Consider the following 15,625-nt stretch of genomic DNA (forward strand, 5'->3'; position numbering starts at 1 on the left):
TTGATATACCGTCATTTAGCTCAAAACGATCACAGACCCTGCACCTGAGATGGCAAGGAATTATCTGCGTTATGTTTGCTCGATTGTAGCCAAACAAGTAAAACCACGCTAAACAATACCAAAATAATCACACTAGACATAATCCACAAAGGCAAGCCAAATAGCATGACACCGCAAATAAGTGAAAGGTGTTTAAGCCACTCGAGACGAGGTGCAAAGTCCTTTCTTTCTAGCATACAGCCCACTGAGTAACTGGCAAACATTACCCAAATGACCAAACCTAGCTGCTGGTATCCTGCCAATAAATGAATGTTTAATAGCAGTAATAGAGCAATATAGGTGGTGACCCCATGCTGAACCAAACAATAAGCTTTGTTAAGGGTAGGAAGAGTAATATCAAACTTTTCAAATTGGTTTAAGTCAGTTTTCACAATGGGAAAAGCTTGGGCGACATCGTCAGGACGCCAACCAGTGCGACCCAACCAGACCCGTATTTTGTTCCAAATACCTTTGGTATGCCAGCTGTCTTGCCAAAGCTGAGAGTAAACTTGCACATTAGCGTACAAAGGGTTCCAACTTTTAAGCGAGCTACGAATGCCAAAGATAACAGGGTCAGTATCGAGTTCCTCTTGAAATGTGCCAAACAGCCTGTCCCAAAGAATAAATACACCACCATAGTTTCGGTCGATATAAACTTTATTTTGCGCATGATGAACTCGATGGTTTGACGGACTTACAAACACCCATTCAAACCAACCTAATTTAGGAACATGACGGGTATGTACCCAAAACTGATAAACCAGATTGAGTGAACCAACTGAGATCAATAAAATAGGGTCGACGCCTAAGATTGCCAGTGGTAAATAGAATATCCAACTGAAAAAACTACTACTCGATTGACGCAAGGCGGTGGTCAAATTGTACTCTTCGCTGGAATGATGTACGACATGGGCAGCCCATAACAAGCTGACTTCATGACCAAGACGATGATTCCAGTAATAACAAAAATCATATAATACAAAAATGCTCACCCAAACTAATGGGCTGTCAGATAAAGTAAAAAGTGCAAAATTTTCGTAGATAAATACATAAATAGTTAAGGGCACTAGGGTTTTTACAATATCCAACATACGACTCAATACCCCAGCACTTAGGCTATTGATTGCGTCGTTTACTCGGTAATAATTAGTCTGCCTTATCTTTTCTAAAAGCAACTCTAGGCCGATTAACAAAAAGAAAAACGGCACTGCATATAAAATAATATTCATGAATACACCTGATCACATATCTAGGTCAATTAGACCTCACGTATACTAAGGTTAAGTTTATGCTTTGTGTTAATAAGCGTCTAGGATAATGTTAAAACAAGGTTAAGTTTTAATTTTTCTTTGTTGATCGCACAACTAGAAATAAATGGAACCAAAACTTAAATAACTTGCCGTATCATTTTGTAGAGATTTTAAGTAGTCTAGAGTCTCGATTTTCCTACAATTGAACATCCAAGGAGACCTCATGGATACAGAAAATGGTAAATCTTTAGTTCCCCACTTTGTAATAGGGGCAATCGTATTAGTTGTAATTTTAGCGATTGTTTTTTGGCCTTCAGAGCCTGAGCCTGAAACTCCTGTCATAGCAGAGGTTGTTACCCCGCTTATTGAACAGGAAGTACTTCCCCCCCAAATTGAAGAAGCCCCTGAAATTGTCGTAGAAGAAACGCCTATGACACTTGAGATGGAACCCGCACCGGCCCCCGAACCCCTTGACATCAGCGATGGCACAGTAAAAACTAAACTATTACAGCTTTCTGACTACGATTCACTAGCCAGATTAATAGTTGATGATGCTTTACTCGAACGCTTTGTAGTAATGACAAATACATTAGCAGATGAAACCGTAGCAACTAATAATCGTGTATTAGTGCGACCAGACAAACCTTTTCGTACTTTTCAACAAGCCGAAAAACAGTGGATAGACCCAGCTAGTTACAAACGCTATACACCCTATGTCGATGCACTAGCATCAATCGATACAGCATCATTGTTACAACTATATTCATTGTACAAACCAGCAATCGACAATATTTTTGCTGAAATAAGCAGCCCATCGGATAATTTTAACGACAAATTAGCCGATGCAATCAATATTTTGTTGGATACGCCAGAAGTGCCAATGCCTGTTGAAGTCTATAATGACAGTGTCATGTTTAAGTTCGCCGACCCACAACTAGAAGCGCTAGCCGCACCACAAAAACAGTTGTTGCGTACCGGACCTGAAAACATGCGGCGCATTAAAGCTAAATTGCGTGAAATTAAAGAGTCACTGTAAACAATGATTGATCTCGCTAAGCTGCAGAAAGACTTAGCCACTGATAATGCCAAACTTCCGCCTATCGAGCAGTGGAACCCGGCATTTTGTGGCAATATTGACATGGAGATCAAACATAACGGTAGTTGGTATTATATGGGTACTCCCATCGCCAGACCCGCGTTAGTTAAGTTATTTGCTAATGTATTAAAGCGAGAGAATGAAGATTATTTTCTAGTTACTCCTGTTGAAAAAGTCGGTATCAAAGTAGTTGATTCGCCCTTTTTAGTCACCCAGTGGCAACAACAAGACGATAATCTCATTTTTACAAGTAATGTGGATGACAGCTTTGTTGTCGGCCCTGAAAACCCGATCAAATTAATGCAGGATAAAACCAACGCTGAGTTATTGCCCTATGCTTTAGTGAGAAGAAATTTATGGGCTAGATTGCATCAAAATGTGTTTTATCAACTTACTCAATTGGGACAAGAACAGTTGATTAACGATGAAGCACATCTAACTATTAGTAGCGGTGGACATTCTTTTAGCTTAGGTAAATGTGTTTAAATTTCAACATAGTGTCGGTATTAAGCTTTTCTTAGCATAAATGCTGGAGTGAATTTTAACAAAGTTCAAAAAAGGCCGCTTAGCGGCCTTTTTTGATAACGTAACGATAGGGACTTTGTGCATTATCAGTGGCCAACAATTGATGGTCCATAAAACGGCAGAAGCTCGGAATATCTCGGGTAGTAGAATGATCGTCCGCCAACACCAGTAAGGTTTGACCTACTAACATTTCACGTATTTTCAAACGCACCATCATCACCGGTTCAGGGCAACGCAAACCTAAGGCATTAAGTTGATGGTCAGTATTGTCAAAAACAGATGGCTTATCTAACACTGGAAAACTAGATCCCGTAGGTTTCACGATAACGTTTAATATTGGCTAAATGCTCAGTCATATCGCCGCGCTCAGTCAAATAATCAATCAAATCTTTCAAACTTACAATACTGACAACCTGGGTATGAAAATCACGTTCAACTTCCTGAATTGCGGACAGTTCACCTTGCCCACGTTCTTGGCGGTCAAGCGCAATTAACACCCCTGCTAACTGGGCATTGTTGGCAGCAATCAGCTGCATTGACTCACGGATGGCAGTACCTGCAGTAATAACATCGTCCACCAGCATGATTTTACCCATTAAAGGGCTACCAACTAAGTTGCCCCCTTCACCGTGGGTTTTGGCCTCTTTACGATTAAAACAATAGGGTACATCAACCCCGTGTTTATCGGCCAAGGCCACTGCCGTTGTGGTAGCAATTGGAATACCTTTGTATGCGGGACCAAATAACACGTCAAATTCGATGCCTGAACGTTGCAGTGCTTGCGCATAGAACTGGCCAAGCTTAGCTAAATCACCACCGGTATTAAACAAACCCGCATTAAAAAAATATGGGCTGGTTCGCCCTGATTTAAGGGTGAACTGACCAAATTTAAGCACCTGACGGGCTAAAGCAAACTCAATAAATTCACGCTGATAATCCTGCATGCCAACTCCTACAATGGGTAATTCTTATCTTATCTTAATTTAACGCCAATTTTTGCTCGTCAAATAATTCACGTAAACCTTGTTTTGCCAGCTCTAACATCTCTTGCAGCTCATCAAAGTCGAAAGGTTCGGCTTCAGCAGTCCCTTGTATTTCAATTAATTTACCCGTGTCTGTCATCACCACGTTCATGTCGGTGTCTGCCTCAGAGTCTTCAAGGTACTCAAGATCTGCTACAGCATTACCTTTATAGATGCCCACTGAAAGCGCGGCTATCATGTGTTTAATCGGATTAGTTTTGATGATCCCTTTACTACGCATCCAAGTGAGTGCATCAACTAAGGCCACACAAGCACCAGTAATTGAAGCAGTGCGAGTGCCACCATCGGCTTGAATAACATCACAATCAACTACAATGGTATTTTCACCCAGCAATTTTAAATCTACAGCTGCGCGCAGAGACCGAGCTATCAAACGTTGAATCTCTAGCGTACGACCACCCTGTTTGCCTCTAGCGGCTTCACGATCTGAACGAGTATGAGTAGCACGTGGCAACATACTGTATTCTGCTGTAACCCAGCCTTTACCTTGGCCTTTCATAAAACGAGGTACGCCTTCTGTTACCGAGGCATTACACAAAACCTTAGTATTACCAAACTCAATCAATACTGAACCTTCAGCATGACAGGTATAGTGACGAGTGATAGTAACGGGACGAATTTGACTTGCTGTTCTGCCGCTTGGACGCATGTGGAACTCCATTTAAATAATTACGCGGAATTATAACCACAAAGCGACTTTGGTGGGTGAAAAAATACAGCTAATACGCATTACTTGCTGCTAAAGCAAACAACAAGGTTATAATGCATGCATTCAAGTTGTAGGAAGTAAACCATGATCTATAGTATGACTGCTTTTGCCCGTCGCGAATGCAAAGCCCAATGGGGTACAGCCGTGTGGGAAATTCGCTCGGTTAATCAACGTTTTTTAGAGACTTTTTTTCGCTTACCTGAACAATTTAAAAGCATGGAGCCGCTGTTACGCGAGCGTTTTCGTGCCAAATTGCAACGGGGTAAAGTCGAATGTTCCCTGCGTTTTGTCGCTAATGATGCCGCGGTTGGCAAACTCAGTTTAAATGAAGACCTAGCTAAACAAATTATGCAGGCTGCCCAATGGGTGCAAGCCCAAGGTCAATCAAGCGGAGTCAATCCAGTCGATGTACTGCGCTGGCCAGGTGTTATTGCCGCAGAAGAAACTGACATGGATGAGATTCAGGCTGATATATTGGCTGAATTTGATCTGACATTGCAAGATTTTATAGCGGGTAGGGCCACCGAAGGTAATAACTTAAAGGCCATGATTGAACAACGACTCGATGCTATTGATGTTGAAGTAGCTAAAGTGACAGCCCACATGCCTGACGTAATAAAATGGCAACGTGAAAAAATACTAGCCCGCTTCGAAGAAGCTAAGATTGATCTTGACCCGACTCGCATTGAGCAAGAAATGATTATGCTTGCGCAAAAAGTTGATGTCGCCGAAGAACTCGATCGTCTGAGTTCTCATATTGGTGAAACACGCAAAATTCTTAAAAAGGGCGGAGCGGTTGGCCGTAGGCTCGATTTTATGATGCAAGAGTTTAACCGCGAATCGAATACCTTAGGTTCAAAATCTATCAATACAGACATTACTCAATCGGCGGTTGAATTAAAGGTATTGATTGAGCAAATGAGAGAGCAGATAGCGAATATTGAATAATACACTTAAAACAAGCGCCTTCTGATCAAAGGCGCTCGATAAGCGTTATTGGGTAAAATATTGAGTAGCTACTTTCTGACAATATTCTGTGGCTTGCGTAACAGGCGCAGCCTTTTTAGTACTTTGTAACTGGGTAGGAAATCGCCCCATGCCCGCCAGTATGCAGTACCATGACGGGCGCAAATACACTAGCTGTTGTTTTTCTTGGTTTAATACCTGCTCAACATCTAAGCCTTTATCCCAAGCGTCTACAATATTGGCTAAGCTAGCCGGAACATTTTTATTAGCTGCATTTTCCCGCCAGTAATCGCTATCGATACGACTATTAAGTTTGTAGTGGGCCACAATATAATCACGCACTCCGTCAAATACACGATTGATTTCACGATTAAAGTCGGCTTGCTGCTTTATTTCATTGTCCGATTGCCCTTCATGACACTGAATGAATTGTTCGATACTTAATTGTGTCAGCATCAGTGCCGTCGCCTCTAAAGGCTCGATAAAACCTTGTGATAAACCCAGCGCTAAACAATTTTTTGCCCAATGAGATTCGAGTCGGCCAATACGCATAGTTAGATGCTTAACCTTCACATCTGCATTTTCACTTATTTGCAAAGCCTGACGTAATTCTGTTTCTGCTTGGTCGGGCGAGATAAAACCGCGACTATAAACATAGCCATTGCCAGTGCGTGTTGTTAAGGGGATTTGCCACATCCAACCATTGCTTAAGGCAATAGAGTGCGTTTGGGGAGAATGTGGCTGCACTAAATTAAGTGGCGTTTGAATCGCCACAGCGGCGTCATTAAATAAATTATCCGCATAGGACACATAGGCTTGTTTAAGGGCTTTATGTATCAACAAACCACTAAAGCCTGAGCAATCAATATACAGTTCTGCCTTAAGCAAACCGGTTTTATCGCTTTGTACTGCGCTAATTTTACCCTGCTGATTAACAATAACCTCTGCCACATTATCAACAATGTGCAGCAAACCTTGTTGCTTAGCTTTATCCCGTAAAAAATGTCCCAACTTATTTGCATCAAAATGGTAAGCGTAATCAATGTCCTGTTTATCAGACACCGGTGACAATCTTCGCCGCGCTAATTCAGCATTAACAAAATAATCATTAGGTAGAGCAGGAGCTCGCCATCCTCTGCGGCGCAGGCCACAGTTGTGAAAAAACAGTTCAGCTGGTGGCTTGTCTAATACTGAAAAAAAGGGGTGAAAGTATTGCTCATAGCCTGCAACTGTCGACCAGTTTTCAAAACTAATACCCACTTTATATGTGGCATCACAGGCTGGCATCCATTCACTTTCAGCAATATTAAGTTGACGAAAGTACTGTTTAAGATAAGGCGTCGCCCCTTCACCAACACCCACAGTACCTATATCAGCAGATTCAATTAAGGTTATTTTTGTTGATGGCCAACGATGTAAAAGCAGATTGGCTGCCATCCATCCTGCCGTACCACCACCAACAATTAAGATTGAATCTGGAATTTTAAGCATCGTTTTATGGATCCCTCTAAGGTTAAGCAAGCTAATTTAGCGCATTAACTTGTACATGTTTACGGCAATTTTGTTACTAATTTGTAATTCTTGTTGATTATTCAATCACCTTGTTGTAGCTTAACCATCAATGACAACGCTGTCACCAATTTTAAGTTTAAAATATCGCGTTGTCATTTTTATTAAAACCAAATGACAACGCTGTCAATATGCACGGGGAACACTATGCAAACGTCAAAGTTCAATAAAATTACTCGAGGAATAAAGCTTGCCTGCCTAGTAGGTGCAACGGTAAGCGGTGTTTCTATTAACAATGTTTATGCTCAAACTGCCGCTGTAGATGATGTAGAGATCATCGAAATTAGCGGAATTCGCGCCAGTGCCAAAGAAAACCTCAATCAAAAACGCTTTTCCAATGCGATTGTTGATGCCATTACTGCCGAAGACATTGGACAGTTTCCAGACAAAAACGTAGCAGAATCCCTCTCTCGTATTCCAGGTATTACCATTGACCGCACTTTTGGTGAAGGACAGGGTGTCACCATTCGTGGTGTTCAACCAGACCAAAACTTAACCTTGGTTAACGGTCAAGCGGTTGGTACTGGCCAATGGTTTGTATTGTCGGATGCCACGCGTAATTTTAACTTTGAATTACTCGCTTCAGAAATGGTCAGCGGCTTAGAAGTGTATAAGTCGTCTCAGGCCGACTTAGATGAAGGTGCCCTTGGCGGTACCGTTATTTTGCGCACACGTAAGCCTTTTGAACTAGACAGTAATACCATTCAATTTTCAACTGAAGGTCAATACAACGACATTAGCGAAAAATTTGATCCTTCTTTTTCAGGTCTTTACAGCTGGAAAAATGACGATGAGACCTTTGGTGTTCTGGCTTCATTGACCTACCAGCAACGCACCGTACAACGTGAAACTAACGAAGATTTTGGTTGGTTTGGGCCATCCATTGCGCGCATTGATCCCCTCATTGAAGCCCCGCAAGGTGCAAGTACAAAAGGTGCTATTCCATGGGGAATGGGTTCCGCTTTATTCGAACAAGATCGTGAACGTATAGGTTACGACATTGATGTGCAATGGGCACCCAATGATGATTTAGAAATGAACCTCCACTATATGAGTTCAACCATGAATGCCGATAATGTTAACTCTAACTTAATTGGCATTCCATTCCGTGGCATCGCTTATACCGGCACCGATACTAGTACAGGAACGGTAAACAATAATATTGTTGAGACCTTAGCCGTGCGTGGTGTTGCCAGTCGTCCTGGCTGGTCACGTCATATGGCCTACGACAATATCTTCCGTGATGGTTCAGAAATGTCTACTGAAATTATCGATTTTGAAGGAAGTTACAACCTCCCTTCTGCTAAATTACATTGGCAAATCGGTACCACCTCAGGTAAAGGCGATAACCGTGATTTCTTTACCGAATTTTGGGTAGATCCGAATGATCCTGAAGCAAATTTTGATTTCTATAATCCCGGTGGTACCAGCCCTGCTATTGATTTCACAACAGCCAGCCCTTGGTTAGCTAATCCAAGCGACCAAATGTGGTTAGGCGGTATTTTCGATCAAGCCAATAAAACGGAAGATAAAGAAGATTATGCGCAAGTCGATTATAGCTACTTTGTAGAGTTAGGGGCGGTAAAAGAAATCAAAGCCGGTTTTAAAACGCGCGCTCGCAGCTTTACCCAAACCCGCGTGCAAACGAGCCTATCTAATTTGGATCCTATCGGAGCGGGCAGTTTAGGGCCAGCTAGCGATTTTTGGACAGGTGATATGGTCAACGTTGACCACAGCAACACTAATGCTTTTGGCGCGAGTTATTTTATGCCTGATCGCGACTTAATGTATGCTGCTCTATATGACGTGGCTGAATGTAGCGATGGACAATCCACCTTATGTCGCACCACCGATATATTCCAGTCAGCTTCTTCATTTAAAATTGACGAAGATATTAACGCCCTTTACGTTATGGCTAACTTTGATGGCGAGGGTTTGCGCGGAAACGTCGGTTTGCGATATGTAGAAACCGATTCTACCTCAAATGGTTATGATTTAACCTCTGGTGCTCCGGTCTCATTTAAGGGTCAGTATAACGAATGGTTACCGAGCTTAAACGTGGCTTATGATTTAGCCGCAGATACTATTTTACGTTTTGCAGCGTCTAGAGTACTCACTCGTCCAGCCCCATTCCAATTAGCGCCTGCAGTTAACTTAACCCCAGAAACAAGCTCTGGCTCAGCAGGCAACCCAGGCCTAAGTCCGTTAACGGCAAATCAATTTGAATTGGGCTTGGAATGGTATTTTGATGACGCTTCAGTTGTGGGAATCACCATGTTCAAAAAAGATATTAACGATTTTATCTTTACTAAGACAGTGGCTAAAGAAATTAATGGGCAGCAAATAAACCAGTTAAGAACCCCTGAAAATGGTGGCTCAACGGCAATTGATGGTATTGAATTTCAAGTACAACATATTATGGATAATGGCTTTGGTGGTTACTTTAACTACACCTATACCGACGTGGGTAATGCCACCATTGATGAAGCAGTAGCAGTCACAGATGCTGATGGCAATATTGTTGGCGCTACCTTAGCTGAGCGAGTGGTGATGTTTCCAAATACCTCCAAGAATTCGTATAACTTGGGCGTATTTTATGAAAATGATCTCTACAGTGCGCGTTTGAACTACAACTATCGTTCAGAGTATTTCATTGCAGCAGCCGAAATTGGTAATAACTATCGTGATGAGCAGGCTCAAATGGATGCGCAGTTTAGTTATAACTTGACCGAAGATATTAGCTTAAAAGTTGAAGCTCTCAATATAACTAACGAAATCTGGGAGAACTACTATGTTCGCTCTACCGATAGCGCGCGTTTAGGTGGTACCCAAAGCGCCAATGGCCGACGTTTCTACGTAGGTGCAAACTTCAGGTTTTAGTGTGTAGTCCGGGGTTAGTAGCCCCGGTTTTTCAGAGAGCAAATATGCGACCCAAGCAAATAATTATCGTTGGTGGTGGAACAGCAGGATGGATGTGTGCCAACTTGTTTGCTGCCAAATGGGCCTCAACAGGTACCCAGATTACCTTGGTTGAGTCGAGTAGTATTGGCACTCTGGGCGTAGGAGAGGGTTCAACGCCTTTCCTGCGTACTTTTTTTGCACAACTAAATATCAGTGAAGAACAATGGATGCCAGCCTGTGATGCCACTTATAAATGCGGTATTGCCTTTCCAAACTGGTGCAGTAAACAAGCAAATAACAGCTACTTTCACCCTTTTTACAGTGAAATAGATAGCCAGCTTGTTACAGACTTTTTTAGCGCCTGTAATCAAAGACGCGAAGGATTTGACTGTGATAGTCACCCTGATCACTATTTTGTTACGGCCTATGTAGCGCAGCAAAATAAAGCCCCTAAACTTGCACAGCATGCCCAATCTGATATCGATTACGCTTATCACTTTGATGCGACAAAACTGGGGCTATTTTTAAAAAACCATGGGCTCTCGCTGGGCGTAAAATGTATCGATGACGAAGTTACCAAGGTCAATAGTGGCCCATTAGGTATAGAAGCCCTTGAAACGAAGCAAAACGGCATCTTGTATGCTGACTTTTTTATTGATTGCAGTGGATTTAGTGGTTTATTAATACAACAAACTTTGGGTGAACAGCTCATCGATTATTCGGGTTATCTGCCCAATAACCGCGCGGTGGCAATTCAGTCAGAAAATGCCGAAAACTCGGTACTTAAGTCTTTTACTTTATCTAAAGGCCTCAAACATGGTTGGCGATGGTCTATTCCTCTGCAAAGTCGCACGGGTAACGGTTATGTATATTGTTCTGACTTTGTCAGTGAACAAGCCGCTGAACAGGAGTTACGGGAGGAAATTAATGACTTTGAAAGTAAGGCTGTGCATTTGCGTTGGACGCCTGGACGAATAAACCAACATTGGAAGCAAAACTGTTTAGCCGTGGGTTTATCACAAGGTTTTCTCGAACCACTTGAAGCTCCCATGCTAAATATCGCACAACAAACCTGTGAAGCCTTTATCGAATTTGTTGAAACGCTCACAAACGCAGAGCAAAGTCGTCAGCAGTTTAATTTGTTGATCAATAATATGATTGATGGAACACGGGACTATTTACAAGCCCACTATAAGCTAAATAGCCGAACTGACACCCCCTATTGGGTATTTAACCGCGAGAATAGGGTCCAATCAGCAGCACTCAAAGATATTTTGAGCGCTTGGTCGACAAGTGGCGTATTCGAACATAGCTTGGCTAGACACCAGCAACTATTAACTTACAAGAAAACATCTTGGTATTGTATTTTAGCTGGGATGCATCATTACTCAGCCCCTACAAAAGGCGCTTTGCGTTTAACCAGAAAAAAACGTCAAAGAGCACAACAGCAGTGTCAACAACTCGCGGCGCAATTTATTGATCAGGCTAGCTACCTTGTTCCTTAGGCTATTTCACTCTTATGACTAATTTTATTACCCTTAGTTTGGCACTACAGCCTCACACTGTTGTTACAACTCGGACAAAGTTCATCGATAAAAAATGCCGCTTAGGCGCAGGTTTTATATTTCCGGAGATTATTCATTTTGCAAATTAATTCACCTTATTTTATTGGTATAGATGGCGGGGGCACAAAATGTAAAGCTCGCCTAGAAGATGCCGACGGTGTGCTATTAGCTGAAGCCATTGCTGGTCCAGCGAATGCTTCACGGGATATTGAGGGAACCTTATATTCAATTTATGCGGCCTGTGACGTTTTATTGGCCAAAGTGAGTGAGCACGCTATTTCTTATGGCCAGATCCATGCGGGTATTGGTCTAGCGGGTGTTAACCTACCAAACATTAAACAGAGCGTGCTCAGCCGTGCCCATCCATTTTTAAGTTTGAATTTAAGTACTGACCTCCATATTGCCTGCCTAGGTGCGCATAATGGTAATGATGGAGCCATTATCATCACTGGTACGGGCTCTTCTGGCGCGGTTATCGCCCAAGGAGAGTGCCTAGAAGTAGGTGGTCACGGCTTTATTGTCGGAGACAAGGGCAGTGGTGCTTGGTTAGGTAAGATGGCTGTCAGCCATTGCTTAGAAGCGCTAGACAAATTACGACCGCACTGCAATATGACAGAGCAAGTGCTTGAAATATTAGCGTGTAAAACAGCCTACGACTTAGTAAGCGCCACCATTAATGCCAAACCCAGCTTGTTTGCCCAACTGGCTCCTATGGTGCTTAAACTGGCAGCAGAGCAACAAACTAGCGCAGTGAGTTTGGTCAATGAGGGCGCACACTATATTAGCCAACTTGCGCGGCGTTTACTCAGTCAAGCGCCACAACGTTTATCCATTATAGGCGGCGTTTCAACCCTACTTATTCCCTGGCTTGATAGTGATATAAAGGCAACCTTAAGTGATGCCATTTTACAACCAGAAGCCGGTGCAATTATTTTAGCTAAAACCCAATTAACTCAGTGAGAACTTTATAATGACTAGTAGTATTATGGCTCGGGAAGCAGCTGAAGCCCCCAATATCATAGCCCAGCAATTACAGCATAACGCAGAAATTTGCCAACAATTGGCAGTAAAAATAAAGACCTTTAACCCTTCATTAGTTTACATTGTAGGGCGAGGTTCATCTGATCATGCGGGGGTATTTGCCAAATATTTGATCGAAGTTGAACTAGGTATTCCTGTCAGTTCTTCAGCGCCATCGGTAAATAGTATTTTTAAACAAAATTTAAAACTGAATAACGCGCTGGTATTAATCATTTCACAGTCCGGTCGCAGTCACGACATATTGGCGCAGGCCAAATCAGCCAAAGAATCGGGAGCCTTAACCGTTGCCTTAGTTAACGACACTACGTCACCATTGGCTGAACTAGCCGATGTTGTGCTGCCATTGTTAGCGGGACAAGAGCTTGCTGTCGCTGCAACTAAGAGTTACCTCGCCACCTTAAGCGCCATTTTACAACTAGTGGCGTATTGGAAGGATGATACTGAATTGAAGACAGCTTTATCGGCCTTGCCTAATGCCTTAGCGCAAGTGGTGCAACAAGCACCGCAGTTAAGCACAGAGTTTGTGGCTAGTTTGGCGCATTGTGTCGTACTTGGACGTGGTTTTGGTTATGCTATCAGCCGAGAAATTGCCCTCAAGCTTAAAGAGGTATGCGCGGTGCATGCTGAAGCGTTTAGTAGTGCAGAGTTTTTACATGGTCCTGTTACTCTAGTTGAAAAGCATTTGGCGGTGGTTGATGTCTTTGTAGCCGATGAAACTACTGAGGCCCATAATTCAATGATAAAAGATGTTGGTCGCCGTGGAGCCCATTTGATTCAATTGAGTGCCGATATTGCTGGCCTACACAGACGTTGTATGCCGCTGGCGATTCTGCAACGCTTTTATCTCGATGTTGAGCAGATCGCGCTGAATATGGGCTTTGATCCGGATAAACCCGTCGGCCTTAAAAAAGTAACCCAAACCCTGTGATGTAACGATGAATAAAATTATTTACACGCCCCAATTATTTGATGGTCATACATTTAAACAAAATCAGTGCATTGAAATTTTTGACGGTAAGATCCTTAAGGTTTTTCAAGGCACTGCAGCACAGGCAGATGAAGTATTAGACGGTTTACTGGTACCTGGTTTTATCGATATTCAAGTCAATGGAGGAGGGGGAGTCTTATTTAATAATCATTCTACTTTTAAGACGCTTAAAACCATGTCTGAAGCGCATCAAGCCTTCGGTACAACAGCAATGTTACCAACCCTAATTACCGATGGTTATACAACCATGCAGGCTGCTGCAGAAGCCATGGCTGAGGCGATTGCCAGTAAACTGCTTGGTGTTATCGGCATTCATTATGAAGGGCCACATTTAAGTCGTCCGAAAAAAGGTATTCACCCACAGAGTCACATTCGCGCGGTGAGTGACAAAGAGCTGGCTTTATTTACCCGTAAAGATCTTGGCAAGGTCATCGTCACTCTGGCGCCAGAAAACGTCCCCAACGACGTTATTCAAGATTTAGTTAAACAAGGGGTAATCGTGTGCTTGGGCCATTCAAATGCCAATGCTCAGCAAGTAGAAGATGCCATAATTGCAGGCGCCACCGGTTTTACCCATTTATATAATGCTATGTCGCCCTTAACCAGTCGCGAGAGTGGCATGGTCGGAATTGCTCTATTAGATAGTCAAACCTATTGTGGTTTAATAGTCGACCATCATCATGTCAGCAAAACTAGTTGCCAGTTAGCCATAAAATGCAAAGGAAGCGACAAAATAATACTGGTTACAGACGCAATGTCCCATGTTGGAAGTGATTTGGTCACAGAAACCTTTTTAGATATGGATATTACCCGTCAAGCAGATAAATTAACCATAGCTGGTGGCACATTAGCAGGCTCTGCTCTGGATATGGCTAGCGCAGTGCGTAATGTGCATTACGACCTAAAGGTTCCATTAAAAGAAAGTCTACAAATGGCCTCATTAAGCCCAGCAAAATTTTTATCTATTGCGCAACAGCGTGGTCGAATTGCAGCTAACTTTGCGGCAGATTGGGTCAACTTGGATGAAAAACTTCAGCTTACACAAACATGGATTGGTGGGCACAAGGTCTATACGAAATAAGTGTAGCGCTAGTTATTAGTGCGAAATTTAATCAATTTACATTGATTTATTGCTACTAGCAGTCGATAGCAATATATAGGACTTAAAGAAACGGAAAATTGCAGGGCACATCAGTGTCGAGTTTATTTACAAATTACTAATAGTAAAAAATTTGAAATCAGCTAAATAATTGAATTAACTGAAATAAAACTTTTGGATTGATTTATGCTTTTAAAGCGGATGTGTTTAATTTATCTGTTTTTAGTGGGAAATAATTCCTTGCTGTTTAAGGTGATGATATGTCTTGTTTGACTCGAAATTTACAAAATCAACTTTGTCGATATATTCAAAAAAATAGTGCTGAATTTTCTCATCAGGATCCGGAAGGTGTTAGGGTCGCCTTGGTTACTAAGGGCGTATGTCCTTCAGATGTCACTACGGATCAAGTACGGCTTATTTTAAAGCAGGTTGAAGAACGTTAAGGCTTGTGGTTGGATTATTTCCACAACTTTAGTAGCTCAGAGTAAAGAGTAAAGAGTAATTCTGTCAAATCTGGTTGCCACTGAAAGTGGCGAAGATTGACTCGATTATTCACTATGACTACGTCTTCTTCTTGTAATAAGCCACGCTGCAAGCTTGCTTGTTCTGAGCCTATGGGGAAGGCAATATGGCCACTAGAACGCAGTACTCGATGCCAATTTACTTCAATATCGTGGGGAACTGAGCCCAATGCTTTACCGACTAACCTTGCACGGCCAGGTAAGCCAGCTAAATCTGCAATTTGACCATAAGTAGCTACTTTTCCAGCAGGAATACTTTGTACAGTGTGCCAAATCTTTTGCTGGTTAGTGGGTGATTGCATTATATTTTGCT

The 15,625-nt window shown here is 42.4% G+C and carries 15 protein-coding genes; 9 read left to right on the forward strand and 6 right to left on the reverse strand.

Annotated elements, in window-relative coordinates:
- Nucleotides 1-29: 29 nt before the first annotated feature.
- On the reverse strand, nucleotides 30-1,268 hold the full coding sequence (locus tag ABKW31_RS17200) for a sterol desaturase family protein (protein WP_348617807.1): 1,239 nt from the start codon (nucleotides 1,266-1,268) through the stop codon (nucleotides 30-32).
- A 244-nt stretch (nucleotides 1,269-1,512) separates the two neighbouring features.
- Between ABKW31_RS17200 and ABKW31_RS17205 the strand changes: the two genes are divergently transcribed.
- Nucleotides 1,513-2,325: a DUF3014 domain-containing protein gene (locus tag ABKW31_RS17205; RefSeq protein WP_348617808.1), complete on the forward strand. Its 813-nt coding sequence runs from the start codon at nucleotides 1,513-1,515 to the stop codon at nucleotides 2,323-2,325.
- Between the two features lie 3 nt (nucleotides 2,326-2,328).
- Nucleotides 2,329-2,871 carry a DUF1285 domain-containing protein gene (locus ABKW31_RS17210; protein WP_348617809.1) on the forward strand — a complete coding sequence of 181 codons (543 nt, stop codon included), beginning with the start codon at nucleotides 2,329-2,331 and terminating at the stop codon, nucleotides 2,869-2,871.
- Nucleotides 2,872-2,950: 79 nt separating this feature from the next.
- On the opposite strand, the gene tusA is transcribed toward ABKW31_RS17210, so the two are convergent.
- Genes tusA through rph form a run of 3 tightly spaced genes read right to left on the reverse strand, consistent with a single transcriptional unit; the run spans nucleotide 2,951 to nucleotide 4,602 of the window.
- Nucleotides 2,951-3,205, reverse strand: coding sequence for a sulfurtransferase TusA (gene tusA / locus ABKW31_RS17215; protein WP_348617810.1), 255 nt, complete (start codon nucleotides 3,203-3,205; stop codon nucleotides 2,951-2,953).
- Between the two features lie 7 nt (nucleotides 3,206-3,212).
- A complete protein-coding gene (pyrE, locus tag ABKW31_RS17220) occupies nucleotides 3,213-3,854 on the reverse strand; it encodes an orotate phosphoribosyltransferase (RefSeq protein WP_348617811.1) in 642 nt (213 codons plus the stop codon).
- A gap of 34 nt (nucleotides 3,855-3,888) precedes the next feature.
- Nucleotides 3,889-4,602 (reverse strand): ribonuclease PH, encoded by a 714-nt coding sequence (gene rph, locus ABKW31_RS17225; protein WP_348617812.1) that lies wholly within the window; start codon nucleotides 4,600-4,602, stop codon nucleotides 3,889-3,891.
- A 144-nt stretch (nucleotides 4,603-4,746) separates the two neighbouring features.
- Here rph and ABKW31_RS17230 point away from each other — a divergent pair, with 144 nt between their 5' ends.
- Nucleotides 4,747-5,610, forward strand: a complete 864-nt coding sequence (locus ABKW31_RS17230; protein ID WP_348617813.1) for a YicC/YloC family endoribonuclease — start codon at nucleotides 4,747-4,749, stop codon at nucleotides 5,608-5,610.
- A gap of 45 nt (nucleotides 5,611-5,655) precedes the next feature.
- Here ABKW31_RS17230 and ABKW31_RS17235 read toward each other — a convergent pair whose 3' ends face one another.
- Nucleotides 5,656-7,119 carry a tryptophan halogenase family protein gene (locus ABKW31_RS17235; RefSeq protein ID WP_348617814.1) on the reverse strand — a complete coding sequence of 488 codons (1,464 nt, stop codon included), beginning with the start codon at nucleotides 7,117-7,119 and terminating at the stop codon, nucleotides 5,656-5,658.
- A gap of 225 nt (nucleotides 7,120-7,344) precedes the next feature.
- Here ABKW31_RS17235 and ABKW31_RS17240 point away from each other — a divergent pair, with 225 nt between their 5' ends.
- From ABKW31_RS17240 to ABKW31_RS17265, 6 genes are all read left to right on the forward strand, one after another.
- On the forward strand, nucleotides 7,345-10,077 hold the full coding sequence (locus ABKW31_RS17240) for a TonB-dependent receptor (protein ID WP_348617815.1): 2,733 nt from the start codon (nucleotides 7,345-7,347) through the stop codon (nucleotides 10,075-10,077).
- Nucleotides 10,078-10,121: 44 nt separating this feature from the next.
- A complete protein-coding gene (locus tag ABKW31_RS17245) occupies nucleotides 10,122-11,603 on the forward strand; it encodes a tryptophan halogenase family protein (protein ID WP_348617816.1) in 1,482 nt (493 codons plus the stop codon).
- A 138-nt stretch (nucleotides 11,604-11,741) separates the two neighbouring features.
- Entirely contained in the window at nucleotides 11,742-12,623 is an 882-nt protein-coding gene (locus tag ABKW31_RS17250; RefSeq protein WP_348617817.1) for a BadF/BadG/BcrA/BcrD ATPase family protein, read from the forward strand.
- Between the two features lie 10 nt (nucleotides 12,624-12,633).
- A complete protein-coding gene (locus ABKW31_RS17255; protein ID WP_348617818.1) occupies nucleotides 12,634-13,632 on the forward strand; it encodes an SIS domain-containing protein in 999 nt (332 codons plus the stop codon).
- 7 nt (nucleotides 13,633-13,639) lie between these two features.
- Nucleotides 13,640-14,773: an N-acetylglucosamine-6-phosphate deacetylase gene (gene nagA, locus ABKW31_RS17260; RefSeq protein WP_348617819.1), complete on the forward strand. Its 1,134-nt coding sequence runs from the start codon at nucleotides 13,640-13,642 to the stop codon at nucleotides 14,771-14,773.
- A gap of 278 nt (nucleotides 14,774-15,051) precedes the next feature.
- Nucleotides 15,052-15,234 carry a hypothetical protein gene (locus ABKW31_RS17265; protein ID WP_348617820.1) on the forward strand — a complete coding sequence of 61 codons (183 nt, stop codon included), beginning with the start codon at nucleotides 15,052-15,054 and terminating at the stop codon, nucleotides 15,232-15,234.
- A gap of 14 nt (nucleotides 15,235-15,248) precedes the next feature.
- On the opposite strand, the gene ABKW31_RS17270 is transcribed toward ABKW31_RS17265, so the two are convergent.
- Complete coding sequence (locus ABKW31_RS17270) at nucleotides 15,249-15,614, reverse strand: methylated-DNA--[protein]-cysteine S-methyltransferase (protein ID WP_348617821.1); 366 nt, start codon at nucleotides 15,612-15,614, stop codon at nucleotides 15,249-15,251.
- Between the last annotated feature and the right edge of the window lie 11 nt (nucleotides 15,615-15,625).

It is taken from the genome of Paraglaciecola sp. 25GB23A, from assembly GCF_040012495.1.
In the GTDB taxonomy this organism is placed as follows: Bacteria; Pseudomonadota; Gammaproteobacteria; order Enterobacterales; family Alteromonadaceae; genus Paraglaciecola.

Excerpts from the sequence above, each read along its gene's own strand:
- ABKW31_RS17200 (WP_348617807.1), bottom strand. The coding sequence starts at position 1,268 with ATGAATATTATTTTATATGCAGTGCCGTTTTTCTTTTTGTTAATCGGC.
- ABKW31_RS17205 (WP_348617808.1), top strand. The coding sequence starts at position 1,513 with ATGGATACAGAAAATGGTAAATCTTTAGTTCCCCACTTTGTAATAGGG.
- ABKW31_RS17210 (WP_348617809.1), top strand. The coding sequence starts at position 2,329 with ATGATTGATCTCGCTAAGCTGCAGAAAGACTTAGCCACTGATAATGCC.
- pyrE (WP_348617811.1), bottom strand. The coding sequence starts at position 3,854 with ATGCAGGATTATCAGCGTGAATTTATTGAGTTTGCTTTAGCCCGTCAG.
- rph (WP_348617812.1), bottom strand. The coding sequence starts at position 4,602 with ATGCGTCCAAGCGGCAGAACAGCAAGTCAAATTCGTCCCGTTACTATC.
- ABKW31_RS17230 (WP_348617813.1), top strand. The coding sequence starts at position 4,747 with ATGATCTATAGTATGACTGCTTTTGCCCGTCGCGAATGCAAAGCCCAA.
- ABKW31_RS17235 (WP_348617814.1), bottom strand. The coding sequence starts at position 7,119 with ATGCTTAAAATTCCAGATTCAATCTTAATTGTTGGTGGTGGTACGGCA.
- ABKW31_RS17240 (WP_348617815.1), top strand. The coding sequence starts at position 7,345 with ATGCAAACGTCAAAGTTCAATAAAATTACTCGAGGAATAAAGCTTGCC.
- ABKW31_RS17245 (WP_348617816.1), top strand. The coding sequence starts at position 10,122 with ATGCGACCCAAGCAAATAATTATCGTTGGTGGTGGAACAGCAGGATGG.
- ABKW31_RS17255 (WP_348617818.1), top strand. The coding sequence starts at position 12,634 with ATGACTAGTAGTATTATGGCTCGGGAAGCAGCTGAAGCCCCCAATATC.
- nagA (WP_348617819.1), top strand. The coding sequence starts at position 13,640 with ATGAATAAAATTATTTACACGCCCCAATTATTTGATGGTCATACATTT.
- ABKW31_RS17265 (WP_348617820.1), top strand. The coding sequence starts at position 15,052 with ATGTCTTGTTTGACTCGAAATTTACAAAATCAACTTTGTCGATATATT.
- ABKW31_RS17270 (WP_348617821.1), bottom strand. The coding sequence starts at position 15,614 with ATGCAATCACCCACTAACCAGCAAAAGATTTGGCACACTGTACAAAGT.